The 26,325-nt window shown below is 66.8% G+C and carries 21 protein-coding genes; 13 read left to right on the top strand and 8 right to left on the bottom strand.

Annotated elements, in window-relative coordinates; all coding sequences use genetic code 11:
* The first annotated feature begins 9 nt into the window (after positions 1 to 9).
* From tsaE to trxA, 5 genes are all read left to right on the top strand, one after another.
* Entirely contained in the window at positions 10 to 1,404 is a 1,395-nt protein-coding gene (tsaE, locus tag DDE75_RS02735; protein ID WP_108500824.1) for a tRNA (adenosine(37)-N6)-threonylcarbamoyltransferase complex ATPase subunit type 1 TsaE, read from the top strand.
* Positions 1,389 to 2,060, top strand: a complete 672-nt coding sequence (locus tag DDE75_RS02730; RefSeq protein ID WP_170310911.1) for a nucleotidyltransferase family protein — start codon at positions 1,389 to 1,391, stop codon at positions 2,058 to 2,060. Before tsaE ends, DDE75_RS02730 begins: the two co-directional genes overlap by 16 nt.
* Complete coding sequence (gene addB / locus DDE75_RS02725) at positions 2,053 to 5,001, top strand: double-strand break repair protein AddB (protein ID WP_108500823.1); 2,949 nt, start codon at positions 2,053 to 2,055, stop codon at positions 4,999 to 5,001. The genes DDE75_RS02730 and addB overlap by 8 nt, the downstream gene beginning before the upstream one ends.
* The gene (addA, locus tag DDE75_RS02720; RefSeq protein ID WP_108500822.1) at positions 4,994 to 8,353 is read left to right on the top strand and encodes a double-strand break repair helicase AddA; all 3,360 of its coding nucleotides are present in this window, start codon (positions 4,994 to 4,996) and stop codon (positions 8,351 to 8,353) included. Before addB ends, addA begins: the two co-directional genes overlap by 8 nt.
* 72 nt (positions 8,354 to 8,425) lie before the next feature.
* Complete coding sequence (trxA, locus tag DDE75_RS02715; protein WP_272482562.1) at positions 8,426 to 8,752, top strand: thioredoxin; 327 nt, start codon at positions 8,426 to 8,428, stop codon at positions 8,750 to 8,752.
* Positions 8,753 to 8,787: 35 nt separating this feature from the next.
* Here trxA and DDE75_RS02710 read toward each other — a convergent pair whose 3' ends face one another.
* A complete protein-coding gene (locus tag DDE75_RS02710) occupies positions 8,788 to 9,690 on the bottom strand; it encodes a capsular polysaccharide export protein, LipB/KpsS family (RefSeq protein ID WP_108500820.1) in 903 nt (300 codons plus the stop codon).
* A gap of 101 nt (positions 9,691 to 9,791) precedes the next feature.
* Between DDE75_RS02710 and hslV the strand changes: the two genes are divergently transcribed.
* The 3 genes from hslV to DDE75_RS02695 all read left to right on the top strand — a co-directional run bounded on the left by hslV (position 9,792) and on the right by DDE75_RS02695 (position 11,939).
* Complete coding sequence (gene hslV, locus DDE75_RS02705) at positions 9,792 to 10,349, top strand: ATP-dependent protease subunit HslV (protein ID WP_108500819.1); 558 nt, start codon at positions 9,792 to 9,794, stop codon at positions 10,347 to 10,349.
* A 39-nt stretch (positions 10,350 to 10,388) separates the two neighbouring features.
* Positions 10,389 to 11,696: an ATP-dependent protease ATPase subunit HslU gene (gene hslU, locus DDE75_RS02700; RefSeq protein ID WP_108500818.1), complete on the top strand. Its 1,308-nt coding sequence runs from the start codon at positions 10,389 to 10,391 to the stop codon at positions 11,694 to 11,696.
* 63 nt (positions 11,697 to 11,759) lie between these two features.
* Positions 11,760 to 11,939 (top strand): PLDc N-terminal domain-containing protein, encoded by a 180-nt coding sequence (locus tag DDE75_RS02695; protein ID WP_108500817.1) that lies wholly within the window; start codon positions 11,760 to 11,762, stop codon positions 11,937 to 11,939.
* An 86-nt stretch (positions 11,940 to 12,025) separates the two neighbouring features.
* Here DDE75_RS02695 and DDE75_RS02690 read toward each other — a convergent pair whose 3' ends face one another.
* Together DDE75_RS02690 and DDE75_RS02685 are read right to left on the bottom strand one after the other, a co-directional pair.
* Positions 12,026 to 12,619 (bottom strand): Smr/MutS family protein, encoded by a 594-nt coding sequence (locus DDE75_RS02690; protein WP_108500816.1) that lies wholly within the window; start codon positions 12,617 to 12,619, stop codon positions 12,026 to 12,028.
* A complete protein-coding gene (locus DDE75_RS02685) occupies positions 12,619 to 13,275 on the bottom strand; it encodes a Tim44/TimA family putative adaptor protein (RefSeq protein WP_108500815.1) in 657 nt (218 codons plus the stop codon). The genes DDE75_RS02690 and DDE75_RS02685 overlap by 1 nt, the downstream gene beginning before the upstream one ends.
* Before the next feature lie 109 nt (positions 13,276 to 13,384).
* Here DDE75_RS02685 and DDE75_RS02680 point away from each other — a divergent pair, with 109 nt between their 5' ends.
* The 3 genes from DDE75_RS02680 (at position 13,385) to DDE75_RS02670 (ending at position 15,089) form a co-directional block, all read left to right on the top strand.
* Positions 13,385 to 13,891, top strand: a complete 507-nt coding sequence (locus DDE75_RS02680; protein WP_108500814.1) for an FxsA family protein — start codon at positions 13,385 to 13,387, stop codon at positions 13,889 to 13,891.
* A 61-nt stretch (positions 13,892 to 13,952) separates the two neighbouring features.
* Positions 13,953 to 14,474 (top strand): protein-export chaperone SecB, encoded by a 522-nt coding sequence (gene secB / locus DDE75_RS02675; protein WP_108500813.1) that lies wholly within the window; start codon positions 13,953 to 13,955, stop codon positions 14,472 to 14,474.
* 6 nt (positions 14,475 to 14,480) lie between these two features.
* Complete coding sequence (locus tag DDE75_RS02670; RefSeq protein ID WP_108500812.1) at positions 14,481 to 15,089, top strand: HD domain-containing protein; 609 nt, start codon at positions 14,481 to 14,483, stop codon at positions 15,087 to 15,089.
* A gap of 50 nt (positions 15,090 to 15,139) precedes the next feature.
* On the opposite strand, the gene DDE75_RS02665 is transcribed toward DDE75_RS02670, so the two are convergent.
* The 3 genes from DDE75_RS02665 to DDE75_RS02655 form a co-directional block, all read right to left on the bottom strand.
* Positions 15,140 to 15,451, bottom strand: coding sequence for an H-NS histone family protein (locus tag DDE75_RS02665; RefSeq protein ID WP_108500811.1), 312 nt, complete (start codon positions 15,449 to 15,451; stop codon positions 15,140 to 15,142).
* Positions 15,452 to 15,549: 98 nt separating this feature from the next.
* A complete protein-coding gene (locus DDE75_RS02660; protein ID WP_108500810.1) occupies positions 15,550 to 16,092 on the bottom strand; it encodes an ActR/PrrA/RegA family redox response regulator transcription factor in 543 nt (180 codons plus the stop codon).
* 84 nt (positions 16,093 to 16,176) lie between these two features.
* Positions 16,177 to 16,806 (bottom strand): SCO family protein, encoded by a 630-nt coding sequence (locus DDE75_RS02655; RefSeq protein WP_170310910.1) that lies wholly within the window; start codon positions 16,804 to 16,806, stop codon positions 16,177 to 16,179.
* A gap of 95 nt (positions 16,807 to 16,901) precedes the next feature.
* Between DDE75_RS02655 and DDE75_RS02650 the strand changes: the two genes are divergently transcribed.
* A complete protein-coding gene (locus DDE75_RS02650; RefSeq protein ID WP_108500907.1) occupies positions 16,902 to 18,236 on the top strand; it encodes an ActS/PrrB/RegB family redox-sensitive histidine kinase in 1,335 nt (444 codons plus the stop codon).
* A 54-nt stretch (positions 18,237 to 18,290) separates the two neighbouring features.
* Positions 18,291 to 19,898, top strand: coding sequence for a PAS-domain containing protein (locus tag DDE75_RS02645; RefSeq protein ID WP_108500809.1), 1,608 nt, complete (start codon positions 18,291 to 18,293; stop codon positions 19,896 to 19,898).
* Positions 19,899 to 19,961: 63 nt separating this feature from the next.
* Here DDE75_RS02645 and DDE75_RS02640 read toward each other — a convergent pair whose 3' ends face one another.
* The gene (locus DDE75_RS02640) at positions 19,962 to 24,440 is read right to left on the bottom strand and encodes a translocation/assembly module TamB domain-containing protein (protein WP_108500808.1); all 4,479 of its coding nucleotides are present in this window, start codon (positions 24,438 to 24,440) and stop codon (positions 19,962 to 19,964) included.
* Positions 24,440 to 26,302 (bottom strand): autotransporter assembly complex protein TamA, encoded by a 1,863-nt coding sequence (locus DDE75_RS02635; RefSeq protein WP_108500807.1) that lies wholly within the window; start codon positions 26,300 to 26,302, stop codon positions 24,440 to 24,442. The genes DDE75_RS02640 and DDE75_RS02635 overlap by 1 nt, the downstream gene beginning before the upstream one ends.
* Positions 26,303 to 26,325: the final 23 nt, after the last annotated feature.

Raw genomic sequence — 26,325 nt, 5'->3', positions numbered from 1 at the left:
GGCCAAGGCATGACCCTGATCGCCGATGAGACCCTGACTGCCGCCCTGGCCCGCATGATGGCCGCCGACCTGCACCCCGGCCAGACCGTGCTGCTGGAGGGGCCGGTCGGCGCGGGCAAGACGCATTTCGCCCGCGCCTTCATCCGCGCCCGCCAGGGCGATCTGGCCGAGGATGTGCCCAGCCCCACCTTCACGCTGGTCCAGACCTATGACGACCCGATGGGCAGCCAGATCTGGCACGCCGACCTCTATCGCCTGACCGACCCCTCGGAACTGTTCGAACTGGGGCTGGACGATGCCATGCAGGACGCCATCTGCCTGATCGAATGGCCCGACCGGCTGGACCTGCCGCCGCCCGACCCGCTGCGGATCACCCTGGCCCCCTGCCCCGACCCCGACCTGCGCCAGATCGATCTGGATTTCGCGGGCGCGGACCGCATGGCCGCCCGCGCGGCCTTCGTCACGCAGGCCGGATGGGGGGATGCGCGGGTGATGCCGCTGGCGGGCGATGCCTCGGCGCGGCGCTATTTCCGACTGCATGGGCCGCAGGGTTCGGCGATCCTGATGGACGATCCTGCAGGCGCGATGCCCGCCTTCCTGACCATGACCGACTGGCTGAACGCGCATGGCTTCGGTGCGCCCGCCATCATCGCGCAGGATCAGGCCAGCGGCTTGGCGCTGGTGCAGGATCTGGGCGACGATCTTGTCGCCCGGGTGCTGGAACGCGATCCGGCCATGGCGCCGCTGATCTATGACCGGGTGACCGACCTGCTGGTCGATCTGCACCGCCAGCCGCTGCCCGATTTCATCCCGGCGCTGGACGGCGCGGCGCTTGCCGATCAGGTCGGGCTGTTCGCCGAATGGTATCCGCAGGCGGCAGGCGTCGCGGGGGGGACCGAAATCGCCCCCATCATCGCCCGCCTGCATGACGATTTGGCAACCCTGCCCCCCGTCACCGCCCTGCGCGATTTCCACGCCGAGAACCTGATCTGGCGCGGCCCGGCCCCCCTTGGGCTGATCGACTATCAGGACGCGGTGGCGGCACATCCCGCCTATGACCTGGTCTCGGCCCTGCAGGACGCCCGCCGCGACGTGGACCCTGCGCTGGAAGCCCGCGCCATCGACCGCTATCTGGCCGCGACCGGGGTCGAGGCCGACAGCTTCCGTGCGGCCTATGCCCTGCTGGGGGCGCAGCGCAATCTGCGGATCCTGGGCATCTTCACCCGCCTGTGCCTGCGCGACGGCAAGCCGCGATACCTGGATTTCATGCCGCGGGTCTGGGGCTATGTGCAACGCAACCTGTCACATCCCGCGCTGGCCGAACTGGCCGCGCAGGTGAACGCCCTGCCCGCCCCCGACGCCGATCTGATCGAAAGGACCCGTGCAAGATGCGCCCGCCACTGATGATCTTTGCCGCGGGGCTTGGCACGCGCATGCGCCCGCTGACCGACGATCGCCCCAAGCCGCTGGTCAAGGTCGGCGACCGCAGCCTGCTGGACCGCGCGCTGGATCTGGGGCGGGATGCGGGCTGCGCGCCCGTGGTGGTGAACACGCATTACCTTGGGCAGCAGATCGCCGACCACTTGGCGGGGCAGGACATCGCCATCAGCTACGAGCCGCAGATCCTCGACACCGGGGGCGGCTTGCGTCAGGCGCTGCCCCTGCTGGGCGAGGGGCCGTTGGCGACGCTGAACCCCGACGTGGTCTGGGCCGGCCCGAACCCGCTGACCGCCCTGCAAGCGACGTGGGAGGGCGACCGCATGGACGCGCTGCTGGCGCTGATCCCCGTCGCGCAGGCCACCGCCCGCAAGGGCGCGGGCGATTTCGGCATGGACGGCCACGCCCGCCTGCATCGCAAGGGCGATTTCGTCTATGCCGGTGCGCAGATCATCCGCCCCGACCTGCTGGCCGACATCCCCGATGCGGTCTTTTCGCTGAACGTCCTGTGGGACATGCTGATCGCCAAGGGGCGCGTCTTCGGCATGGTCCACACCGGCGGCTGGTGCGATGTCGGCTATCCAGAGGCCATTCCGATGGCCAAGGCGCTGCTGGATGGCTGATCCGATGCGCGGCCTTTTCGCCCTTCCACCCGGCGTCCATTTCGCCAATGAATTCGTGCGCGGCCTGCTGGACCGCATGTCGGGCCAACCGCCCGAGGCGCTGGCCCGTGTCACCATCCTGGTCAACGCATCCCAGACCATGGGCGAGATCCGCCGCGCCTTCGACCGCGCGGGTCCCCTGCTGCTGCCGAAACTGCGCACCATCACCGCGGTCGATCCGGGGCCGCTGGTCATGCCCGACCTGCCCGAGGCCCCCCTGGCCCGCCGCCTGCAGCTGGCGCGGCTGATCGACCGGATGGTCAAGCTGCGCCCCGATCTGGGCGCGGGACATTCGATCCCGGTTCTGGCGCAATCCCTGACGCTGCTGATGGTCGAGATGCAGACCGAGGGCCGCGACATCGCGGATCTGGAAAACATCGACACCGGCGATCACGCCCGCCATTGGCAGAATGCGCTGGCCTTCCTGCGCATCGCCGCCGAATTCCACCTGGACGAAAACTGGCGCGACCGCCCCGCCCGCCAGCGCGCCGCAGCCGAGGCGGCACTGGCCGATTGGTCGCAGGGCCTGAACCTGCCCGAGGGGCCGGTGATCGTCGCAGGCTCGACCGGGTCGCATGGGGCGACGCGGCTCTACATGCAGGCGGTGGCCGCGCTGCCGCAGGGGGCCGTGGTGCTGCCCGGCTTCGATTTCGATCAGCCGCAATCGGTCTGGGACAACCTGGGCGATGCCGCCGACGACCACCCGCAATCGCGCTTTGCCCCGCTGATCCGCGACGCGGGCTATCCCGCGCGCTGGACGGATGCGCAGCCCGCGTCCCCGGCCCGCAACCGCCTGCTGTCGTTGGCCCTGCGTCCCGCCCCCGTCACCGACCAGTGGATCGCCGAAGGCCCGCAGCTGCCCGACCTGATCCCCGCCACCGCCGATCTGACCCTGATCGAGGCCGACCAGCCGGGCCAGGAGGCCGAGGCCATCGCCCTGGTCATGCGCGATGCCGCCGAACGCGACGAATGTGTCACCCTGATCGCCGCGGACAGCGGGCTGATCCGCCGCGTGACGGCGGCGCTGGACCGCTGGCACATCCTGCCCGACGACAGCGCGGGCCGCCCCTTACCGCTGACCGCTCCGGGTCTGTTCCTGCGTCAGGTCGCGGCGCTTTTCGGCGAGGCGCTGACCATCGACCGCCTGCTGATCCTGCTGAAGCATCCGATGACGGCGACCGGATCGCAGCAGGTCGGCCGCAACGACATCCTGCGCCACACCCGCGATCTGGAACTGAAGCTGCGTAAATACGGTCCTGCCTTTCCGGACAGCGACACGCTGACCGATTTCGGCACCAAGGGCGACGAAAGCCGTAAGATCTGGGCCGAATGGCTGGCCGCCATGCTGGACCGCATCACGCCGCTGGCCCGCGACCGCGCCCCGCGCCCCCTGCCCGACCGCCTGCGCAACGTCATCGATCTGGCCGAGGCCCTGGCCGCAGGTCCGGGCGGCACGGCGGATGCCTCCCGCCTGTGGCAGGACAAGGCCGGCACCATGTCACGTGCCGTGCTGGACCACCTGCTGGAACATGCCCACCACGGGCCGGACGTGGCTCCGAACGACCTTTGTGCGCTGCTGATCACCGAACTGCAGGCCAAGGCCGTGCGCGAAGACGTCGCCGCCTGGCACAGCCTGCGCATCCATGGCCCGCGCGAGGCACGCCTTTACGCCAATGGCACCGTCATCCTGTCCGGGTTGAACGAGGGCGGCTGGCCACAGCCGCTGTCCCCCGACCCATGGCTGTCGCGCCAGATGCGGCTGGCGGCGGGCCTGCCGGTGCCGGAACGCCAGATCGGGCTGGCGGCGCATGACTTCCAGCAGGGTATCGCCGCCGAACGCGTCATCCTGACCCGCGCCCGCCGCGACGCCGAGGCCGAGACCATCCCCTCGCGCTGGCTGAACCGGATGATGAACCTGATGGGCGGCCTGCCCGACCGGAACGGCCCGCAGGCGCTGGCCGCCATGCGCGACCGCGGCAACCGCTGGCTGCAGATGTCCGAGGCCGTGGCGCGGCCGACCGAAACCGTGCCACCCGCGCGACGTCCGTCGCCCGTGCCGCCGGGACCTCCTTTCAAGGAACTGCCGGTCACGGATATCTCTCTGCTGATCCGCGACCCCTATGCGGTCTATGCCAAGCGGGTCCTGAACCTGCGCCCGCTGCCCCCCCTGCGCCCCGAAGCCGACGCATCCCTGCGCGGCCAGACCCTGCATGCCATCGTCGAGGCGCTGCTGAAGAGCCGCCCTTCCCCCGACACCCCGCCCGAGGTGCTGAAGGCACAATTCCTGGCCATCACCCGCGAGACGCTGGACCGCGAGGTTCCCTGGCCCACCGCCCGCGCCTTCTGGGCCGCCCGGATCGAGGGTATCGCCGAGCGCATCGTCGCCGACGAGCTGGCCCGTCTGGCCGAAGGCACGCCCACCGTGATCGAGAACCGGGGCCGCGTGTCCGTTCCGGGGATGGATTTCACCCTGACCGCCAAGCCCGACCGGATCGACCTGCTGCATGACGGCCAGGTCGTCGTCTACGACTACAAATCCGGCACGCCGCCCACCGACGCCCAGATCCGTCATTTCGACAAGCAGCTGATGCTGGAAGCCGCGATGGCCCGCCGCGGCGGCTTTTCCGACCTGGGGCCGGTCGATGTCGGGGCCATCCGCTATATCCAGCTGGGCGGCGAGGGGAAGACCTTCGAACGCGACCACAGCGACGAACTCGAGGGCGAAACCTGGGACGGTTTCGTCGAGCTGATCCAGGCCTATCTGACCGGACGGGCGGGCTTCACCGCCATGCGCGCGCCCGAAAAAACCTCCTATGCCGGGGATTACGATCATCTGGCGCGATACGGCGAATGGGCGCTGACCGATCCCGCAGAACCGCGAAAGGTGGGCGACGATGGATGAAGCCACGCTGAACCAGATCGCCGCCGCCGATCCGGCGCGCACCACTTGGCTGACCGCCAATGCGGGGTCGGGAAAGACGCGCGTGCTGACCGACCGCGTGGCGCGCCTGCTGCTGGCGGGAACCGCGCCCGAACGCATCCTCTGCCTGACCTATACCAAGGCCGCCGCGACCGAGATGCAGAACCGTCTGCTGTCGCGGCTTGGCAAATGGGCCATGCTGCCCGAGGACGAGCTGCGCGCCGAACTGGCGCAGCTGGGCGAGGCGGGCGATCCCGACCTGCCGCAGGCCCGCCGCCTGTTCGCCCGCGCCATCGAGACGCCGGGCGGTCTGAAGGTCCAGACCATCCACAGCTTCTGCGCGGCCCTGCTGCGGCGCTTCCCGCTGGAAGCGGGCGTGCCGATGGGCTTTGCCGAGCTGGACGACCGCAGCGCCCGCGCCCTTCGCGCCCAGATCCTGGACGACATGGCCGAGGCGGGCGATCCCGCCATCCGCGACCTGACCCGCCTGCAGTCGGGCGACAACCTGGACGGCTTCATGGCCGGCCTGTCGCAGGTCGATTACCAGGCGCCCCCCGATGCCGATGCCATCTGGCGGGCATTGGACCTGCCGCCGGGCGTAACGGCCGACGCCCTGCTGGCGGATGTCTTCACCGGCATCGAGGGCGACCTGTTCGACGCGCTGATCCCCATTCTGCGGACCGGGAAATCCACCGACGCAAAGCTGGCCGCCACCCTGTCGCAGGGCCGCTGGCGCGATCCGGGGATGGCCGATCTGTGGATCCTCTGCGGCTGCCTGCTGACCGGCGCAGGCGCCAAGGTGCCCTTCAGCGCCAAGATCGGCAGCATCCCGACCAAGGATCTGCGGCTTGGGGCCTGCGCGCCCTTCATGGACGATCTGGAAGACCTGATGACCCGGGTCGAGCTGGCCCGCCCGCAGGCTCTGGCACTGGCCACCGCCGAAAAGACGCTGGCGCTGCACCGCTTCGGCCATGCCTTCACCACCCGCATGTCGGCGGAAAAGACCGCGCATGGCTGGCTGGATTTCGACGACCTGATCCACCGCACCGCGCAACTGCTGGAGGAATCCAGCATGGCGCAATGGGTGCTGTGGAGGCTGGACGGCGGCATCGACCACATTCTGGTGGATGAGGCGCAAGACACCAGCCCCGACCAATGGCGGGTGATCCGTCGTCTGACCGATGAATTCACCGGGGGCGAGGGCGCGCATGACCGGCCCCGCACCCTGTTCGTGGTGGGCGACCCGAAGCAGTCGATCTATTCCTTCCAAGGCGCAGACATCGCCGTCTTCGAGGCCATGCGCGATAGCTTCGACACCGATTTCGCCGCCGTCCAGCAGCCGATGCAGCAGCGGGGGCTGGCGCACAGCTTCCGGTCCTCTCCGGCCGTTCTGTCGCTGGTCGATGCGGTCTTTCAGGGCGATGCGGCGCAGGGTTTGGGCGACCCGCCCCGCCATGTCGCCTTTCGCAGCACCCTGCCCGGTCGGGTCGACATCTGGCCCGCCCTGCCCGAACCCGAGACCCCCGAGCGTCCCGACTGGAAGCAGCCCATCGACGCGCCCGCCGAAAACGACGCGAATACCGAACTGGCGCGCATCATCGCCCGCCAGATCCGCAACATGCTGGGCACGCCCATTCTGGACGCGAAATCGGGTGATCTGCGTCCCATCGGGCCGGGCGACATCCAGATCCTGGTGCAACGCCGTAGCGATCTGTTCGGGTCGCTGATCGCGGAACTGAAATCGGCGGGCCTGCCCGTGGCCGGGGCCGACCGGCTGAAACTGGCCGCCGAACTGGCCGTGCGCGACATCACCGCCACCCTCTCGGTCCTTGCCACCCCCGAGGACGACCTCTCGCTGGCCGCGGCCCTGCGATCGCCCCTGTTCGGCCTGACCGAGGATGAGCTGTTCCACCTGTCGCAGCGCAATCGAAACGAATTCTTGTGGGCACGACTTCGCGATTCACAACATACTGTGGCACTGGATATTCTCAACGATCTGGCCGGGCGGGCCGATTACGTCCGCCCCTATGACATCATCGCCCGCCTGCTGACACGCCATGGGGGCCGCGCCGCCCTGCTGGCCCGCCTTGGCCCCGAGGCAGAGGATGGCATCGACGAACTGCTGTCGCAGGCGTTGGCCTATGAGCAGGTCGAGACGCCCTCGCTGACGGGCTTCCTGGTCTGGCTGCAAAGCGACGACGTGCAGGTCAAGCGCCAGTTGCCCAGTGGCGAGGGCGGGCTGATCCGGGTGATGACGGTCCACGGCTCCAAGGGCCTGGAAAGCCCGGTGGTGATCCTGCCTGAAACCCAGAAGCGCCGCCCCGACAGCCGCCAGCGCATCGTGCGCGTCGATGACAGGCCTGTCTGGAAGGGCGCGGCGGGCGATCGCTGCGACGCCGTGGCACTGGCCGTGGCCGAATGGGACCAGCGGCAGGAGGAGGAACGCCGCAGGCTGCTCTATGTCGCGATGACGCGGGCCGAAAGCTGGCTAATCGTGGCCGCGGCTGGCGATACGGGCGATGGTCTGGACAGCTGGTACAGCATGATCGCCGATGGCGCGACCCGCACCGATCTGACCCGGAGCAAGCTGCCGGTAGAGGGCCTGGGCGAGGGTCTGCGCCTGTCTTTCGGCGACTGGCCCGAACAGGCGGTCACCGGACATGCCGCCCCCCTGCCCCCGCAGCCCGCCCCCGATTGGGCGATGCGCATGCCGCCCCATCCCGCCGATTACGTCGGCGTGCTGACCGCGACGGGGCTTGGGGGGGCGAAGGTGATCGCGGCCCAGACCCAAGGCGACCGCGACGCGGCCATGCTGCGGGGCACGCGCCTGCATCTGCTGCTGGAACATCTGCCGGACTATCCGGCGGGCGACTGGCCGGGCCTTGCGCGCACGCTGCTGGCGGGGGCCGAGGGCGGTCTGCCCGACGCGGACGAACTGGACGACCTGCTGTCCGAGGCCTGCAACCTGATCGCGGCGCCCGCGCTGGACAGCGTCCTGCGCCCCGCCCCCGGCACGCAGGTCCTGCCCGAGGTCGCGCTGACCACGCCCATGCCGAACGGTCGTATCCTGAACGGCATCGTCGACCGGCTGGTCGTCGCCCCCGATCACGTCATGGCGGTCGACTACAAGACCAACAGCGCCGTCCCCGCCACCCCCGAGGCCACCCCCGAGGGCATCCTGCGGCAGATGGCGGCCTATCGGCTGGCACTGCAGGGCATCTGGGCGGACCGTCCGGTGCGCGTCGCGGTCTTCTGGACGCAGACCGCGGAACTGATGGAACTGCCCGACGATCTGCTGGACCGGGCGCTGGATCAGGTGCTGGCCGCCCCTTGACCAAAGGGGTCTCGGAACCTAGCTGTTGAAGTGAACCGATGCCGGTCCCGTCCGGCCCGAAAGATACAGGAGCTGAACATGGCAACCGTGCATGTGAACGACGCAGAATTCGACGCCGAAGTGCGTCAGGCCGAAACCGCAGTCATCGTCGATTTCTGGGCGGAATGGTGCGGCCCCTGCAAGCAGATCGGCCCCGCACTGGAAGAGCTGTCGGACGAATACGCCGGCAAGATCAAGATCGTGAAGGTCAACGTCGACGAGAACCCCGAACAGGCGGCCCAGCTGGGCGTTCGCGGCATCCCTGCACTGTTCATGTTCAAGGGCGGCGAGGTCGTCTCGAACCGCATGGGCGCGGCCCCCAAGGCGGCGCTGAAAAGCTGGATCGACGAATCCATCTGATCGCGTGATGATATGATGCGAAAGGCGGCGGCCCCTCAGACGGGCCAGCCGCCTTTTTTCATGGCCGCCAGCAGGCGGTCATCGGCATCGGGCGCCATCATGTCCAGGCTGGTCCGGCGCAGGAACCAATCTAGGTATTTCGCAAAGGGTGGCTTGTGGGCGGGCGCACGCTCCAGCGCCTTGGCCGCCCCCATCTGCGCCACGTTCAGCGCGATGTGGTGGAAATCGGACTGCCCGTAAAGCACCACCGGCTTTTCCAGGATCAGCCCATCGAAACCCACGCTGCTGTTCTGGGTCACGACGAAGGCGCAATCGCGCAGCAGCGCCTTGGTATCGCCGCCGATGGTCAGATTCGGATGCCGCTCGGCTGCGGCCTGAAGGGCGGCACGGTCGCGGTCGTCATAGGCCTCCTTGGGGTGCAGGGTGGCGATGCAGGGACGCCCCGTGGCTGCCACGTCGCGCACCATCTGCAAGGGGCTTGCGGCCTGAAAGCTGCGCTGGCGGCGGATGTGACCCTGCAGCGGGATCAGCACGTGATCGCCCGCGACGGGGGCCGGGCCGGGCAGCACGCGGTCGCGCAGGGCGCGCGCGAAATCGCGGGCCTCGGCATGGTCGATCAGCGCGCCCTCGAAGGGCGCCAGCGCCACGGGCCAGCGCCAGCGTTCGGCCAGCGGCTCCAGTCGCCAGAAGGGATAGTGATAGGCCAGCCGGAAGGTCAGCGCGCGGTCGTGCGTGGGCTTTTCCATGTTGAACAGCGCAAAACCCGGACGGGCAGGGGCCGCATTCCGCGCCGCCGTACCCGACCGTTCGATTTCGACGCGCCAACCGCGGTCGGTCAGCAGCCCGCGCAGCCGGTTCAGAAAGCCCAGCTTGCCCGCCTGCGCTGTCTGCAGGATCGGGGGGTGCAGATAGACGGTCAGCAGCTTGTCGCGGTCCATGGCGGCGACGCTAGGGCGCGAAGGCGTGATTATCAACGGGTTGCAAGCCGCGCGGGGGCTTCATATCTGCTGCCCAACGCAATTTTTTCGAAGGTGTCCCCATGGCAGATGACAAATTCCCCGGCTGGCACGGCACGACCATCCTGGCGGTGCGGCGCGGCGGCAAGGTCGTCGTGGCAGGCGACGGTCAGGTCAGTGTCGGACCGACGGTGATGAAGGGCACGGCCCGCAAGGTGCGTCGCCTGTCGCCCGGTGGCCGCGATGTCATTGTGGGCTTTGCCGGATCGACCGCGGATGCCTTCACCCTGCTGGAACGGCTTGAGAAAAAGCTGGAGGCCGTTCCCGGTCAGTTGCAGCGTGCCTGCGTGGATCTGGCCAAGGATTGGCGCACCGACAAATACCTGCGCAACCTGGAAGCCATGCTGATCGTCACCGATGGCACCGATCTGCTGGTCGTGACCGGCGCAGGCGACGTGCTGGAACCCGAACACGACGTGGCCGCCATCGGCTCGGGCGGGAATTTTGCCTTGGCCGCCGCGCGCGGTCTGCTGGAAACCGATCTGGACGCCGAGGCCGTGGCCCGCAAGGCGATGGCGATCGCATCCGACATCTGCGTCTATACCAACGGCCGCCTGACCGTCGAAATCGCGGACAGCTGAGACCCGCTTTCGCCCCAAGGCAACATAAGGATTTCCACCATGAGCGACCTGACCCCGCGCGAGATCGTGTCCGAGCTGGACCGTTTCATCATCGGACAGCAAGAGGCCAAGCGTGCCGTGGCCGTGGCCATGCGCAACCGCTGGCGCCGCAAGCAGCTGGGCAACGACCTGCGCGACGAAGTCTATCCCAAGAACATCCTGATGATCGGCCCGACCGGCGTCGGCAAGACCGAGATCAGCCGTCGTCTGGCCAAGCTGGCCAACGCCCCCTTCATCAAGGTCGAGGCGACCAAGTTCACCGAGGTCGGCTATGTCGGGCGCGATGTCGAACAGATCATCCGCGACCTGGTCGATGCCGCTGTCATCGACACCCGCGAACGCATGCGCGAAGAGGTCAAGGCCGGTGCCCACAAGGCCGCCGAGGACCGCGTGATCGAGGCGCTGGCCGGCAAGGACGCCCGCGACGGCACCCGCCAGATGTTCCGCGACAAGCTGAAGAACGGTCAGCTGGACGACACTGTCATCGAGCTGGAATTGCAGGACAACTCGAACCCGCTTGGCGGGATCGAGATGCCCGGCCAGCCCGGTCAGCAGATGGGCGGCATGATGGACCTGTCGGGCCTGATGAAGGCCTTTGGCGGTCGCCGCGTGCGCCGCAAGGTCACCGTCGCCGAAAGCTATGACCTGCTGATCGCCGAAGAGGCCGACAAGCTGCTGGACGACGAGACGATCAAGACCGCCGCGCTGGAGAGCGTCCAGGAAAGCGGCATCGTCTTCATCGACGAGATCGACAAGGTCTGCGCCAAGACCGAAGGCCGTGGTGGCGATGTCAGCCGCGAGGGCGTGCAGCGCGACCTGCTGCCGCTGATCGAGGGCACGACCGTCAGCACCAAGCATGGCGCGGTCCGCACCGACCACATCCTGTTCATCGCCTCGGGGGCGTTCCACGTCGCGAAACCCTCGGACCTGCTGCCCGAACTGCAGGGCCGTCTGCCGATCCGCGTCGAGTTGCGCGCCCTGACCGAAAGCGATTTCGTCCGCATCCTGACCGAGACCGACAACGCCCTGACGCGCCAGTACACCGCGCTGATGGCGACGGAACAGGTTACGGTCACCTTTACCGACGACGGCATCGCCGCCCTTGCCCGCATCGCCGCCGAGGTGAACGGCTCGGTCGAGAACATCGGGGCACGCCGTCTCTACACCGTCATCGAGCGCGTCTTCGAGGAGCTGTCCTTCAACGCCCCCGACCGCGGCGGCGAGACGATCAGCGTCGATGATGCCTTCGTCGAAAAGCATCTGGGTGATCTGTCACGCTCGACCGATCTTTCGCGTTACGTTTTGTAAGACGAAGGAACCAAACCCATGTGACCGTGTTTGGTATGCGACTGCAGACAAGGGACGGATCACATGGGTTGGCTATTTAGCGTTATCATCTTCGTTCTGGATGTTTGGGCGATCGCGCAGATCATCAATACGAACACCAGCACCAAGGCGAAATTGTTGTGGATCCTTCTGATCATCGTTCTGCCGGTCATCGGTTTCATCATCTGGTACTTTGCAGGTCCGAAATCGAACCACAGCTTGTGATCTGATCGACAAACCTGTTGTTTATGGAAAACGCGCCCAGAAGGGCGCGTTTTTTCATGTCCGGATGTCGGGCAGGGGGCGCGTTTTCACAAACGGCGCAGATAGACGTAATAGGCGCCCTCGCCGCCGTGGCGGTAATGGGCGGCGCTGACCTGCTGGACCACCATCGACAGGGGCGGGCTGTGCAGCCAATATGGCACCTGGTGGCGCAAGGCGCCCGGGCGCGTGGGCAGGGGACCGTAATCGCCACGCCCCTTGCCGGTGATCACCAGCACCAGCCGTAGCCCTGACGAATGGCAGGACATGATGAAATGCATCAGCTCGGGCTGGGCGGCGGCAAGGGTCATGCCGTGCAGGTCCAACCGCGCCTCGGGGCGCAACTTGCCCTGGCTCATCTTGCGGTGGGTCTTGGCGTCCATGCGCAGCTCGGCATTCGCCAGACGCTCGGCGGGCGAGCTGGGCTTGGGCAGGCGCGGCGCGGGCGGCATGGCCGCCTGCCCGACGCGGAACCGGGGCAGGGGCTGCGCCTTGGGCGGCGTGACCGAGGTCTGGGGTCGGGCCGAGGGGTCGTCATCAGGCACCAGCGGGCACATGGGCCGCTGATGCATCGGCGTGGCCGAACGGGCGACAAGCGACCAGACTTCCTTATCCTCGGGCGTCAGCCCCTTGCGGCGTCGCATCAGCCGGTCGCGACAAGCTGCCAGTTGGGATCATCCTCGCCCATGTGACGGGCGAAGGTCCATTGATCCTTCTGCTTGCGGGCGACCTTGGGATCACCTTCGATCACATTGCCTTCGGCGTCGCGGGTCGCGGCGATCAATTCACCCACGAAGCGGACGGTGATTTCCGCCATGCCGGTGGCCTGATCGAACTCGGCCGAGGCCAGTGTCGTGTCGCGGGTGCCCAGGAACTGCGCCTCGACCGTCTGGCCTTGCGCGGTGCGCTGGTCGATGACCGACTGGAAGGCATCGGCGACGGGATCGGACAGGAAGGCCCGGACATCTGACAGATCGCCCCGTTCGAAGGCCATCAGGATCATCTCATAGGCCTGACGCGAGCCGTTGAGGAAGTCGCGCACGCCGAAGTCGGGCTCGACGCGCTTCATCGCCGCCAGGGCCTGTGCGGCAGGGCTGCCTGCCTCGACGTGGTCCTGGATGTCGTGATCGACCTGATCGGCCGAACCCTCGATCACCTCGAACCGCGAAGGGCCGGGGGCGGGGCGGTCGACCTTGGGCGGCTCGAACCCGTCACGGGTGCCCAGCACGTTACGCAGCCGCAGGATCAAGAAGATCGCGATGCCAGCGAGGACAAGCAGCTGAAGCAGGGGGTTGGACATTCAGGCAACCTCAAGTTCGAAACGGTTATTTGTAAATGGCGGTCAGGTCATTATGTAGGGAGCGCACAGGCGCAAGTCCAGTTTGTGCGCCGAAAGGAAGGGAAAATCCATGCGGCTGTTCTGGCTGTTTCTTGCCGTCCCCATCATCGAGATCGCCCTGTTCATCCAGGTCGGCGGGCTGATCGGCCTGTGGCCGACGCTGGCCATCGTGGTCCTGACCGCCATCATCGGCACCAGCCTGATGCGCAGCCAGGGGGCGCAGGCATGGCGGGAAATCCAGTCCAGCTTCGGGGAAATGCGCGATCCGACGCGCCCCCTGGCCCACGGCGTGATGATCCTGATGGCGGGGATGCTGCTGCTGACGCCGGGGTTCTTCACCGATACGCTTGGGCTGCTGCTGCTGGTGCCCAGGGTCCGCGACGGGGTCATGCGCCGCATCGCCAGCCGTGTCACCGTGACGCAGATGGGGGGCCAGATGGGTGGGCAATATCGCCCGCGTCCCGACGACGGGACCATCGACGGAGAGTTCACCGTCGCCGATCCGGACCCCCAAGACAGCCCCGACCGATCCCCCGAATTGAACCCGCCCGGCAGTTCGGGCTGGACACGCCATTGAGGGCATGCACCCTGCCTGCTAGACAGAATTCAAGAATTTGAAGACACGGTGAGGAAAGAACATGTCCGACGAGACCACGCAGAACGGGACCGAGGCGAAACCGCAGGCCCAGCAGGCCCCCAGCATGCGCATCCTGGCGCAATTCGTCCGCGATCTGTCGTTCGAGAACATGGTGGCCCAGAAGGGTGCCCCCTCGGGTGACGTCCAGCCCGAGATCTCGGTTCAGGTCAGCCTGGACGCCCGCAAGCGCGGCGCCGACAACCAGTTCGAGGTCATCACCAAGTATCGCGTCACCTCGACCAACAAGACCGAGGGCAGCACGCTGTTCCTGGCCGAGCTGGACTACGGCGGGGTCTTCCAGATCGAAGGCGTGCCCGAGGATCAGTTGCATGCCTTCCTGATGATCGAATGCCCGCGCATGCTGTTCCCCTTCGTGCGTCGCATCGTGTCGGACCTGACCCGCGACGGCGGCTTCCCCGCCTTCAACATGGACCCGGTCGATTTCGTGGCGCTCTATCGCCAGGAACTGGCGCGCCGTGCCCAGCAGAACCAGCAGTCGCCCGCAGACCAGCGCCTGTCGTAAGGCCCGATGGCCACCCGGCCCAAGCGTGCCTGGCAGCGGATGCTGTCGGGCCGCAGGCTCGACCTGCTGGACCCCACGCCCTTCGACATCGAGATCGAGGACATCGCCCACGGTCTTGCCTTCGTGGCGCGCTGGAACGGTCAGACGCGGGGCGACTGGCCCTATTCCGTGGCCGAACATTCCCTTCTGGTGGAACAGATCTTCACCGCTGTCGATCCCGATGCCGACGTGCGCTGGCGATTGGCCGCGCTGCTGCATGACGCGCCGGAATATGTGATCGGGGACATGATATCGCCGGTCAAATCGGCCCTGGGGCAGGAATACGGGGTGATGGACGAAAGGCTGGCTTCGGCCATCCACCGTCGCTTCGGTCTGCCCGCGGCACTGCCTGCGGTCGTGAAGAAGCGAATCAAGCTGGCTGACCGCATCTCGGCCCGGCTTGAGGCGACAGCCATCGCGGGCTTTGCCGATGCCGAGGCCAGACGGCTGTTCCCTGTGCCCGCCTCGGCATCGTTGCAAGGATGGCAGATCGAGCTGCGCCCCCCTGCACAGACCCGTGCCGCCTATCTGGCCCGTTTTGCCGAACTGATGGATCTGATGGACAGCGGGCATTGAAAAAGGGGGCAGATGCCCCCCTTGAAATCGTTCGTCAGCCGTCGGCTTCCTCAGATCAGCAGATCTTCCAGATCCTTGCCTTCGGCCAGGTTTTCCTGAACCCAACGCGGCTTGCGACCCCGACCGGTCCAGGTCATGGTCGGATCCTCGGGGTTGGCATATTTGGGCGCAACGGTGCCCGTGCGACGCGGCTTGCCACCTGTCAGCTCGGCCAGGTTGAAGCCATGTTCGCGTGCAGCCTCTTCGATCGCGCTGAGGGCTTCGCGACGCTTGCGATCCTCATAGGAGTTGATGGCGCGATCCAGACGGGTCCGCAGGTCGCGCATTTCCTTGAGGGACATCTTATCGAAATCAATGCTCATCGGGTTGGTTTTTCTTTTCTGAGTTGAATTAATAAACTTAATATACTCCGAATAAGACCGAATTCAATATAGCCGTTTGCATAGGTGAATTTTAAATTTTAGCGCGGTCCGCGTTTGGCAAGAATCCGCTGCAGGGTCCGCCGGTGCATATGCAGGCGGCGTGCCGTTTCGCTGACGTTGCGGTCGCATTGTTCATAGACCCGCTGAATATGTTCCCAACGAACGCGGTCCGCGGACATCGGATTTTCGGGCGGAGGCGGCAGCAATTCCTCGGACGACAGAAGGGCCGAAGTGACGTCGTTTGCGTCCGCAGGCTTTGCCAAATAATCCGTGGCGCCCATCTTCACCGCCGCCACCGCCGTGGCGATGGCACCATATCCCGTCAGCACGATGATGCGTGCATCCGGGCGCTTTTCACGAAGGGCCTCAACCACATCCAGCCCGTTGCCGTCTTCCAGACGCAGGTCCACCACCGCGTAGGCGGGGGCCTTCTTGCGGATCTGGTTCAACGCACTGGCCACGGTCAGCGAGGTTTCCGTCTGGAACCCGCGTTTTTCCATGGCACGTGCCAGGCGGGTCAGGAAAATTTCGTCATCGTCAACCAGCAGCAGCGACGCATCGGGGCCGATTTGCGCGTTCATGTTACCCTCCCAGGGCCATTCGGTTATCGGATTATCTAAATGGCATCACGTCCCGCCATTTTCAAACATATGTGACAATTTGCCTTAGGCAGAGGCCTCAATAAAACAACCTGCGCTTTCGGCGACAGCTTCGGCCGAGGCATCACGGTTGAAAAACTCGACCGTCCTGTTACCGGGCATGACCAGATATGTATTGGTCATGTGATCGACCAGATAATATTCCGGATCATCGTCATTCTGCAGCTTGAAGTAATTGCGCCAGCCCTTGTTCACGGCGGCGATCTCCTCCTCGGAACCGGTCAGGCCGACCATCTGATCCGAAAACATATCGGTATAATCTGCCAGAACCTCGGGCGTGTCGCGCATGGGATCAACGGTGATGAAGACGCTTTGGACGTCATGCCCCTGCTGACGCAGAAGGTCGGCGGCATCGGCATTGCGGGCACTGTCCAGCGGGCAGATGTCGGGGCAGAAGGTATAGCCGAAGTAAAGCAGCGACGGCTTGGAAAATACCTCGGCGGCGGTAACGCGTTCGCCATCCTCGCGGGTCAGGGTGAAATCCGTGCCGAAACTGTCCATGCCGCCCGAGACGGCGCTGTTGCTGCATTGCGCGTAATCGTCCCCGGCACGGGTCTGGGTCAGAAAGACCGTTCCCGCGACCAGCACGGCGATGGTCGCGGCGGTGCCGATCATCAGTATCTTGCGGTCGACCATTGCGGCCTCCTGTTCAATGGGCGTCAAATCCGCGCATTGATCGCCCATTGCGCCGCGTCTATCAAGGCATGCGACGTCGCAGCGGAAGGCCGATGATGACCGACACGACCCAAGCCGATGACCGATCCCCCTTCCAGATGCCGCTGGCAGAGGCGCCCAATGCCGAACCGATCCGCATGCGCACGCTGGTGCTGCTGCGCTGGTTCGCGATCGGCGGGCAGATGGCGGCGGTCATTGTCGCCTGGTTCATGGGGGTGGGCTTCGTCAAGGCGCCGGTGATCGCGCTGATCGCCACCTCGATCATCATGAACTGCTGGCTGTTCTTCCGTCCCGCCAAGCGGACGTCGCCGCGTCACGCGGTGCTGCAACTCAGCTTCGACCTTGTGCAGATCTCGGCGTTGATGTGGCTGACGGGGGGGATGGCCAATCCCTTCGCGCTGCTGGTGCTGGCGCCCGTGACGATCGCGGCGGCATCGCTGAACGGACGGCAGGTGATGGCGCTTGGGCTGGCGACGGTGGCGCTAATCTCCTTCGCGGCGGTCTTCGGGCTGTCCCTGCGCGAACCCGACGGCGACATCCTGCAGATGGAGCCGATCCTGCAGGTCGGCCATTGGGTGGCGCTGGTCATCGGCGTGGTCTTCTTCGCGGGCTATGCGCATCGCGTCACGGCCGAACTGTCGGACACGGCCAATGCGCTGTTCGCCACGCAGATGGCCCTGTCGCGCGAACAGCGCCTGCAGCACCTGGGCGGGGTCGTCGCGGCGGCGGCGCATGAAATGGGCACCCCGCTGGCCACCATCAAGCTGATCGCGGGCGAGTTGGCGGATGAACTGCAGGACGATCCCGACCTGCATGCGGATGCCTTGGCCTTGCGCGAATCCGCCGACCGCTGCGCGCGGATTCTTCGCAGCATGGGGCAGGCGGGCAAGGACGACCTGCACATGCGCGCCGCCCCGCTGCGGGCCGTGCTGGAGGATGCCGCCAGCCCCCATGCCGACCGCGGCCCCGTGATCGAGATCTTGGCCGAGGGCCCCGTCATCCGCCGCGATCCCGCGATCATCCACGCCCTGCGCAACCTGATCCAGAACGCCGTCGATTTCGCCGAAAGCCGCGTGGTGATCGAAACGCAGGTGACAGCAAACGCCCTGACGGTGACGGTGCGCGACGACGGCCCCGGCTATCCGCCACATCTGCTGTCGCGGATAGGCGATCCCTATCTCAGCCGCCGATCAGAAGTTCAGCGCGGCAGTTACGAGGGCATGGGGCTGGGCCTCTTCATCGCGAAGACGTTGCTGGAACGGTCGGGCGCGCGGTTGACCTTCGCAAACGGCGGACCGGGCGCCATCGTGTCGGTGCGCTGGCCGCTGGACCGCATCCGATCCGAGGATCGCGCACCGCTGTCGGAAAATCCCCATATCGCCACGTCATGATCTTAACAGCTTGTTAAGCACGCCGCCCCTATGTTCGATCGGACATGAAGGGGGATGGTTCTTGTGGATATGCAGGGTGCACAACTGGTTCTGACGGCGCTTTTCTGCGGGACGGCATCCGTCCTGCTGGCAGTGGCGCTGATCCGGATGTGGGATCGGCGCGGTCCCGGGCTGGGGCAAGGGCAGGGCAGGGGTGGCAAGTCCGCGGCCTTGGACGGTCAGGTCCAGCCGGTGGTCTTCCTGTTTCGCGGCAATGCGCTGGTGGATGCCACGCCCCCTGCCCGCGCGCTTCTGGACCGGGTGGCCGTGCCTGACGACGACTGGCTGCGGCTGATGCAATGGGTCGGACCGCGCTTCGGCCATGCCGCCGAACAGCTGTCGCAGCTGTCCCACCTTGGCCAGGTCGAGCTGTTGGGTCAGCAGGGCCAAGGCAGCGCCACCCTGCGCCTGCTGGCCGAGGATCTGGGCGACCACCTGTGGCGCGTCACCATCACCGACCCCCAGTCCCAGCATTGCGGCACCGTCGTCGATTCCATGTCCCTGCAGGCGATGGAGGAGGAGCTGCACCTGCTGCGCGGCGCCTTGGACCAGACGCCGATGCTGGTCTGGCGGCTGGATCAGGAAGACCGCGTGACCTGGGCCAATGCCGCCTATCTGCGCCGGGCCGAGGCGCGCAGCGAAGGTGCGCTCGGCTGGCCCCTGCCCAAGCTGCTGGACACGCCGCGCCCCGTGCCCGGTGCAGGCCACGGCACCCGCCGCGCCGCATTGGAGGACAAGGGCATCGTGTCCTGGTACGATTGCCACAGCCACCGCATGGGCGATCAGCTGATGATGTTCGCACTGCCCGCGGATGCCGCCGTCCGCGCGGAACGGTCCCTGCGCGAATTCGTCCAGACGCTGACAAAGACCTTCGCCGATCTGCCCATCGGCCTGGCGATCTTCGATCAGAGCCGCAAGCTGCAGCTGTTCAACCCCTCGCTGATCGACCTGACGCGGCTGCCCACGGGCTTTCTGACGGCGCGCCCGACGCTGTTCGATTTCCTCGACCAGCTGCGCGAACAGCGCATGGTGCCCGAGCCCAAGGACTACCGCAGCTGGCGCCAGCACATGGCCAACCTCGAAAGCGCCGCCGCCACCGGCCACCATGTCGAGACATGGTCGCTTCCCGGCGGCCAGACCTATCGCGTGACGGGGCGCCCGCATCCCGACGGCGCGGTGGCGTTCCTCTTCGAGAACATCACCTCGGAAATGTCGCTGACGCGCAAGTTCCGCGCCGACCTGCTGCTGGGGTCGCATGTGCTGGACGCGCTGGACGACGCGCTGGCGGTCTTTGCGCCCGACGGCAAGCTGCTGCTGGACAACCAGGTCTATCGCGACCTGTGGCAGCGACCCGCCACGAACCTCTCCGAGGCGATCGCCTCGTGGCATGATGGCGACACGACGGGTCCCGGCTTTGCCGCCCTGCGCGATGCCCTGCTGCAGCCGCGCTGCCCGTCCGATGTCAGCGGCGCCATGGCCGGCCCCCACGGGCAACTGCTGGGATGGACGGTCAGCCCCCTGACGGGCGGTCGCAGGATGCTGCGCTTTCGTGTCGGCTCGGGCCAGCCGCTGACATTGGGGCAGGGCGACCCGGACATGCAGGATGCGGTCAGCGCCCGCTGACCGTTGACACGAAAAGGCCCGCAACGCGATGCTGCGGGCCTTTTCCATGCGCTGTCGGCGGGATCAGTAATCACGCTCGAAGAACACCCCAAGCGAAGACGACCCGTCGCTGCCGACCGATCCCCGCGCCCGCAGCGACTTGGTGATATCCAGGTTCAGGTTGATCGAGGTCTTGCCGCCTTCCCCGATCGAGACGTCCGAATAGACGTTCTCGGACAGGTAACGCCCCGCCCGCAGCTGGACATTGCCCTCGTCATCCGTCGTCAGGTCCAGATCGTCGAGGCCCGCGCTTTCACGCAGGTTTGCGATGATCCCGTCACCCCCCTTGCCAGCCAGCACCGCGATGGCATTGGCCAGCTGCGCTGCCTGAAGCGGGCTGATGCTGTCCAATCCGCGACCGAAGAGCAGCTGCGACAGCACCTCCTCCTGCGGCAGTTCGGGCGAGGATTCGAAGGTGATCTCGGGGTCGCGGACCTCTCCGTCGATGATGATGCGGGTGGTGATGCCGTCACGCTCGGTCTCGGCCACAAGGCGGATCACGGGGATCAGGCTGCCCTGCAGTTCGACCAGCCCCTCGGTCAGGTCAAAGCGGTTGCCCAGCAGATCGACCCGGCCCCGGATCAGTTCCAGGTTGCCGATGGGGATCACGTTGCGCGGGGTTCCGGTGATCTGGAAACCGCCGCCCAGTTCCGCATCGATCCCCCGCCCGCGGATGAAGACGCGGTTCGGCGCATTGATGACCAGATCCAGCCGCGGCGGATTGGCAGGCGGCGTTGCGGGCGGCCCCGCCAGACCGGCATCCTTGGCGGCCTGGCTGGGATAGCCTTCCAACCCCGCCCGCGCCCGTGTCGCGCGAACCGGCGGACGCTGGCTGCCGACGTGGCGGATGTCGGGAATGGCCTTGGCCCCGCCCAGACCTGTCGAAGGGATGCGGATCTCGGTCAGGCCCAGATCGATGCGGCCCGACACCAGCGGCCCCGCCACCATCGACCCCGCGATGCGCATGTTGCCCGTCAAATTGGTTTCATAGAGGTTCGGGTCCCGCAGCACGACCTCGTTCAGGCCGATGGCGATATCGACGGTCCGGTTCGACAGATCGACCGGACCGCGCAGCGACAGGTTGCCCCCCGCCGCCACGTTCGAGGTCCCATCGACGTTGATACGACCGTTGTTGAAATCGGCGGTGACATTGATCCCGTCCAGCCGCAGACCCAACCCAGGATCGGCCATCTGGCCGTTCTGCAACCGCACCTGCCCGGCCAGCCCCTGCAACGAGGGCTGCCCGTCGATCCGCAGATCGATCGCCAGCGGGCCCGAGACGCTGCGCGTGCGAAGGCTGCTGTTGGCAAGGGCGGAATCGGCGCTGCCGGTGATGGCGACATCCATGTCCGATCCGTCACGCGCCGCCGTCCCGACGATCCGCAGATCGGCATCCCCGGGCGCCGTGGCGCGCAGGTCCATGGCGAGATTGGCCCCTTCCTCACGCAGGGTGCCCGCGACCGTCACGGGGCCCGGAAACTCGGGGACGATCAGGCCCAGATTGGCCAGCCGCGCATCTAGGTTGATGCCTTGTGCGGGCGATCCATCGGCATTCACCGTGATCTGCGGGTTCCGGACATCCAGACGCTGAACCGAAAGGCCCTGAGCGTCCATGCTGGCGGCCAGATCGAAGCGGGTGGTGCCCGCCAAGACCGGATCGACTTTGGGCTGACCGACGGCCAGACCGTTGGCCGTGCCATTGGCGGTGACCCGTCGCGTGGTGCCGTCATCGGTGATCCGCGCATCGGCATTCACCGCACCGCGGATGCCATTGCCGACAAAGCGCAGGTCGCTGGCGTTCACGGTGGCGGTGACATCCGTCGCGCCCGCACCGACCTGGCCCGTGGCCTCGGCGCTGAGGCGGGGGTTTTCGATCTGCGCGTTCTGGATGGTGAAGATGCCATCCTGTTCGGTGCCGGTGACGGCAAGGCGGGTTTCGCCCGCAAGCGCGCCATCGACCTGCGCCTGACCAAAGGACAAATCGCGGCCCGTGCCCGTCAGCTCCAACCGGCGGATGCCGTCGCCCGCCTCGCGGAAGCTGCCCTCGGCCGTCAGCGTCCCGCGCCAGCCTGGTCCGAAGGGCGCCAACGAGGCGACATCGACATCGCCGCTGATATCCGTGACGCCCTGCCCATAGGTGCCCTGCAGGTTCGCGCTCATCTGGTCGTTTTCCAACGAGCCATCCTGAATGGTGATCACGCCGTCCTTTTCGATGGCGTTGACGGCCAGGCGGGTGGTGCCGGTCAGCGCGCCATCGACACCCGACTGACCGAGCGACAGATCCTGGCCCATGCCGGTCACGGCGATCCGGCGCGTGCCCTCATCTTCGGACAGCGTGGCCTTGGCGGCGAAATTGCCCGACCATTCGGGCTTGATCGCCGACAGGTCCACCAGGTCGAAGCTGGCGACCGCATCCAGCGCGCCTTGGGCGAAGCTGCCCTCGGCCTCTGCGCTCAGCTGGGGGTTGGCCAGCTGGAAGGTCTCCAGCTGATAGCCTGCTTCGGTTTCCGCGGCGATGGCGGTCAGGTTGGTCTGCCCCGACAGCGCGTTGTCCAGCGCCTCGATCCCGATCTGCAGATCCTGCGCCAGACCGCTGAGGGTCAGGCGGCGCTGACCCTGCGGGCCGTTCAGCTTGGCCTCGGCCTCCAGCGATCCGCCATAGGCGGGGTCCGCGTCCGACAGCGAGGGCATCGAGATCTGCGCCGTCAGGTCGCTGGACAGGCTGCTGACCAGACCCTGCGCGGTGGCGGTCAGGCGCTTGGCGTTGATGGCGAAATCCTCGATCTCGATCCCGACCTCGTCGCGGCGGGCCTTTAGGTCGATGGTGGAGCGCCCCTCCAGCATGCGGTCGGCCTGCGGCACATCGACCGCGATATCATTACCGACCACCTGCGCGTCGATGTCGAAGCTTTGGTTCAAAAGCGTGTAATAGCCAAGGACCGAGGCATCCGCCTGACCCGACATGGGCCGCCCCGCCAGCGTCGACAGGCGCCCCAGATCGGCATAGCGGGCATCGGCATCCACCGACAGCGTGATGCCGCTGGACAGGCCCGCGACCAGGAAGTTGCCGTTCAGACCGTAATCCGACCCATCGATCCGCACGTCCGAGATGTCGATCGCATTGCCGGGGGTAAAGTTGAAATCCGCCGTGCCCTCGATCTGGCGACCGATGGCCTGCGCAAGGCCCGCGTCGTCGAAGCCGAGGTTGCGGGCGGCGAAATCCAGCGCGCCGGTCACCTCGGACAGGGCGCCATCGGTCAGGACCACGGCACCCTTGCCCGACAGATCGACGGCCCCCAGCTGGACCTGCCCCGTGTCCAGCGCGCCGACGCGACCGTCCAGCACCCAGCCCTGACCTTCGGCGGCATCGTAATCCAGCGTCAGACGCCCGCTTTCCACCGTCGCATCGGGGCCTGCAAAGGGCATCTGCACGGGGATCTGATCGGCTTCCGCATCGCGACCCAGCATCACCAGCAGCCGCGCGGTTTCAGGCGCGGATTTGTCGTTGGTGGACAGGCCGCCCTGAATGCGCAGCGCCTCGGTGCTGATATCCAGGTTGGGGATTTCAAGACGCCCCGTTTCGGCCCGCCAGCCTTCTGCCAGCACCTGCGTGTTCTTGCCGAAGAAGGCGCGGTTCTCGGGCGCCAGTAGGGTGGCCACATCGCCCCCCAGCTGGAAGCGGAAGGCCGTCCCCTCGGCGCCGTTCTTCTGTTCGCCATTGGCGCTGACGCGGCCGGTGATGCGCTGCGTGCCATCGGTCGCCAAGCGGATGTCGGCGGCGAAATCGCGCAACTCGCCCTCGCCGCTGATCTGGGCGGTGACGGCGGGATGGTCGTGGATGTTTGCGAGGTTGACCAGAATGCCGTCGCGGGCCTCGTCCAGCCCCAGGTTCAGGCTCAGGACCTTGGTTTCGTTGGAATAGCCCGCGTCCAGCACGAATTCGCCGCGCGGCCCGTCAAGCCGATCGATGGTCAGCTGGGCCTTGCCCTCGCCGCCCTCCAGCGACAGGCCGCCCGTGACGCTGAGCGCGCCTTCCACGCCGATCACGGGTTCGCCCAATTCGACCCGATTGGCTTCGATCTTCTCGATGGTCAGGGACACCGGCAGTTCGGGCAGGGCAAAGACCGGCGCCTCGGCCTGCACGTCGGCCTCGCCGCCCTGGGGCAGGCGCGGCAGCAGGATCTCCTCGGCCGAAAGCTCGGCGATCTCGACCCGGCGGCGCAGCAGCGCCGAGCGGTTCCACTGGATCGCGCCGTTCTTCAGCGTAAGCCAAGCACCGTCGGCATCCAGGATCTGGATCTGCCGGAAGGTGGCGCGGGACGATAGCGCCCCTTCGAAGCCGTCGATCAGGACCTGACGCCCCTCGCCCGAGAGGTTCTTTTCCAGCAGGTTGGTCAGGAAGCCCTTGTCGTCATCGACCTCCTCGGAGATCTCGGTGACGCTCTGGGCCATGACGGCCAGGGGGAACAGCAGGGCAAAGAGGATGATGAAGAACTTGCGCATCAGAATGCCTGCCCCAGACCAAGATAGAATTGAACGCCGTTGTCGTCATCGCCGCTGACCGGGGCGGCGACGTCGAAACGCAAGGGTCCGACAGGCGTGTCGTATCGCACCCCGATGCCCGCGCCCGAATGGCTGCCGCTGTCGCCGCCGAAGCTGCCCTCGGTCCAGACCTGGCCATAGTCCACGAATGTGACCAGCCCGATCTTTTCGCGCACCTGATAGCGGATTTCCGCGGTGGCGTTCGCCACGCTCATGCCACCGGTCTTGATGGTGCCGCCGTCGGGACCCGCGATCGCGTTGACGCCCAGTTCCTGGTAGGGATGGCCGCGCACGGTCCCGCCCCCGCCCGAGAAGAACAGGTAGTTGCGCGGCGTCTCCTCGATATCGCTGCCAAGGATGGTGCCGGCGCGGGCGCGCCCGGCCAGCGTGAACTTGTCATACTCGCCGAAGGACCTGAAGACACGCCCCTCGCCCAGCAGCTGCGCCCCCGACCCGGTGTCGCCGAAGCCCACGAAGGGGGTCAGGTCGCCCGACAGATAGAAGCCGCGCTTGGCGTTGTTGGGTTCCTCGCGCTTGTCCCAGACAATCTCGCTTGGCAGGGCAAGCACCTTGAAGTCGGTCTGGCCATTGGCATCGAAGACGCGGGAATACTGGTATTCCAGCTCGGTGTCGGCGGTCAGCTGGTCGTTGAAGATATGCTCCAGGCCGATGCCGATGCTGGCGCGATCCTCGTCGTAATCCTCCTCGCGCATGCGGGCGGCCTCGATCTCGACGAAGGCGGTGGTATCGGCGGTCAGCGTGGCGGGTCGGTCCAGCCGGATCGTCACCTCGTCGTCGCGGTCGCTGGTCTGGGACCCGATGTCCTTGACCTTGGCATCCACGCGCAGCCGCTCGCCGCCGCCCAGCAGGTTGCGATGCATCCAATAGGCCGACAGCAGCACCCCGTCGACGTTCGAGACCTCGAACCCCGCGCCGAAGCGGCGGGGTTTCTGTTCCACCACCGTCAGGTCCACGTCCATGGAATTGTCGGCGTTCAGATCATCGGATTCCTGCAGGGTGATGGCGGAAAACACGCCGCTGCGGCGCAGGCGCTTGCGGACGGTGTCCAGTTCCTCGGGGTCGAAGCGTTCGCCTTCGGGAAAGCCCGCGATCTTGCGCAGGCGGCGTTCGTTCAGGCGCTGGTTGCCCGCGACCGTCATCCGGCCGAAACTGACGGCGGGGCCGGGGTCCAGCGCGATGCGGCTGTCGACGCGGCGGGTGTCGTGATCGGCGATGATCTCCTGCCCGCCGACATCGGCCTTGGCGTGGCCATAGTTGCGCCACCCCTCGACGCCCGCCACGGCGGCGCTGCGCATGACGCCGGTGCCTGCAACCTTGTTCACGGCGTAATCCGAGGGGATCTCGCTTTCGGGGGCGACGGGGGCGATCTGGGCGCGCGAAAAGCGGAAGATCCGGCCCGGGTTCACGCTGACGGTCACCTGGCGCACGACGTCGGGGGCGTCCAGCGGCGCCACCTCGGATGCCTCGACCCCGTCCAGCATGATGTTCACGCTGCCGTCGTAATAGCCCTCGTCATACAGCAGGCCCAGGATGCGGGCGTAATCGCCCCGCGCGGCGGCCAGCACGTCCTGGCCGGTGGTGCGATCCTCTTTCAGGGCGCCTGCCACCAGCGAGGTCGCGCGGATCTTGTCGTCCAGCCCGTCTTCATTGCCCGCCACCTGGATGTCCAGCGTGACCGGCCCCTCGGCCTGGCTGCTGCCGCCGAACAACCCCGAAAACGGCGACGAGGATTGCGCCAGTGCCGCCCCCGTCCCGACCAGCGCCGTCGAGGCGACCAGAACTGCCCTAATATATGCCCGCATCACGCCTGCCCTGCTTTTCTTGC

The sequence above is a fragment of the Paracoccus indicus genome (assembly GCF_003056335.1).
Taxonomy (GTDB): Bacteria; Pseudomonadota; Alphaproteobacteria; order Rhodobacterales; family Rhodobacteraceae; genus Paracoccus; species Paracoccus indicus.
Note: the sequence above shows the minus strand (reverse complement) of the source record. Positions and strands in the feature narration are given on the sequence as shown.

What these genes read in the sequence shown, in the direction of transcription:
- tsaE (WP_108500824.1), top strand. Translation starts at nt 10, where the DNA reads ATGACCCTGATCGCCGATGAGACCCTGACTGCCGCCCTGGCCCGCATG.
- DDE75_RS02730 (WP_170310911.1), top strand. Translation starts at nt 1,389, where the DNA reads ATGCGCCCGCCACTGATGATCTTTGCCGCGGGGCTTGGCACGCGCATG.
- addB (WP_108500823.1), top strand. Translation starts at nt 2,053, where the DNA reads ATGGCTGATCCGATGCGCGGCCTTTTCGCCCTTCCACCCGGCGTCCAT.
- addA (WP_108500822.1), top strand. Translation starts at nt 4,994, where the DNA reads ATGGATGAAGCCACGCTGAACCAGATCGCCGCCGCCGATCCGGCGCGC.
- DDE75_RS02710 (WP_108500820.1), bottom strand. Translation starts at nt 9,690, where the DNA reads ATGGACCGCGACAAGCTGCTGACCGTCTATCTGCACCCCCCGATCCTG.
- hslV (WP_108500819.1), top strand. Translation starts at nt 9,792, where the DNA reads ATGGCAGATGACAAATTCCCCGGCTGGCACGGCACGACCATCCTGGCG.
- hslU (WP_108500818.1), top strand. Translation starts at nt 10,389, where the DNA reads ATGAGCGACCTGACCCCGCGCGAGATCGTGTCCGAGCTGGACCGTTTC.
- DDE75_RS02695 (WP_108500817.1), top strand. Translation starts at nt 11,760, where the DNA reads ATGGGTTGGCTATTTAGCGTTATCATCTTCGTTCTGGATGTTTGGGCG.
- DDE75_RS02690 (WP_108500816.1), bottom strand. Translation starts at nt 12,619, where the DNA reads ATGCGACGCCGCAAGGGGCTGACGCCCGAGGATAAGGAAGTCTGGTCG.
- DDE75_RS02685 (WP_108500815.1), bottom strand. Translation starts at nt 13,275, where the DNA reads ATGTCCAACCCCCTGCTTCAGCTGCTTGTCCTCGCTGGCATCGCGATC.
- DDE75_RS02680 (WP_108500814.1), top strand. Translation starts at nt 13,385, where the DNA reads ATGCGGCTGTTCTGGCTGTTTCTTGCCGTCCCCATCATCGAGATCGCC.
- secB (WP_108500813.1), top strand. Translation starts at nt 13,953, where the DNA reads ATGTCCGACGAGACCACGCAGAACGGGACCGAGGCGAAACCGCAGGCC.
- DDE75_RS02670 (WP_108500812.1), top strand. Translation starts at nt 14,481, where the DNA reads ATGGCCACCCGGCCCAAGCGTGCCTGGCAGCGGATGCTGTCGGGCCGC.
- DDE75_RS02665 (WP_108500811.1), bottom strand. Translation starts at nt 15,451, where the DNA reads ATGAGCATTGATTTCGATAAGATGTCCCTCAAGGAAATGCGCGACCTG.
- DDE75_RS02660 (WP_108500810.1), bottom strand. Translation starts at nt 16,092, where the DNA reads ATGAACGCGCAAATCGGCCCCGATGCGTCGCTGCTGCTGGTTGACGAT.
- DDE75_RS02655 (WP_170310910.1), bottom strand. Translation starts at nt 16,806, where the DNA reads ATGGTCGACCGCAAGATACTGATGATCGGCACCGCCGCGACCATCGCC.
- DDE75_RS02650 (WP_108500907.1), top strand. Translation starts at nt 16,902, where the DNA reads ATGACCGACACGACCCAAGCCGATGACCGATCCCCCTTCCAGATGCCG.
- DDE75_RS02645 (WP_108500809.1), top strand. Translation starts at nt 18,291, where the DNA reads ATGGTTCTTGTGGATATGCAGGGTGCACAACTGGTTCTGACGGCGCTT.
- DDE75_RS02640 (WP_108500808.1), bottom strand. Translation starts at nt 24,440, where the DNA reads ATGCGCAAGTTCTTCATCATCCTCTTTGCCCTGCTGTTCCCCCTGGCC.
- DDE75_RS02635 (WP_108500807.1), bottom strand. Translation starts at nt 26,302, where the DNA reads ATGCGGGCATATATTAGGGCAGTTCTGGTCGCCTCGACGGCGCTGGTC.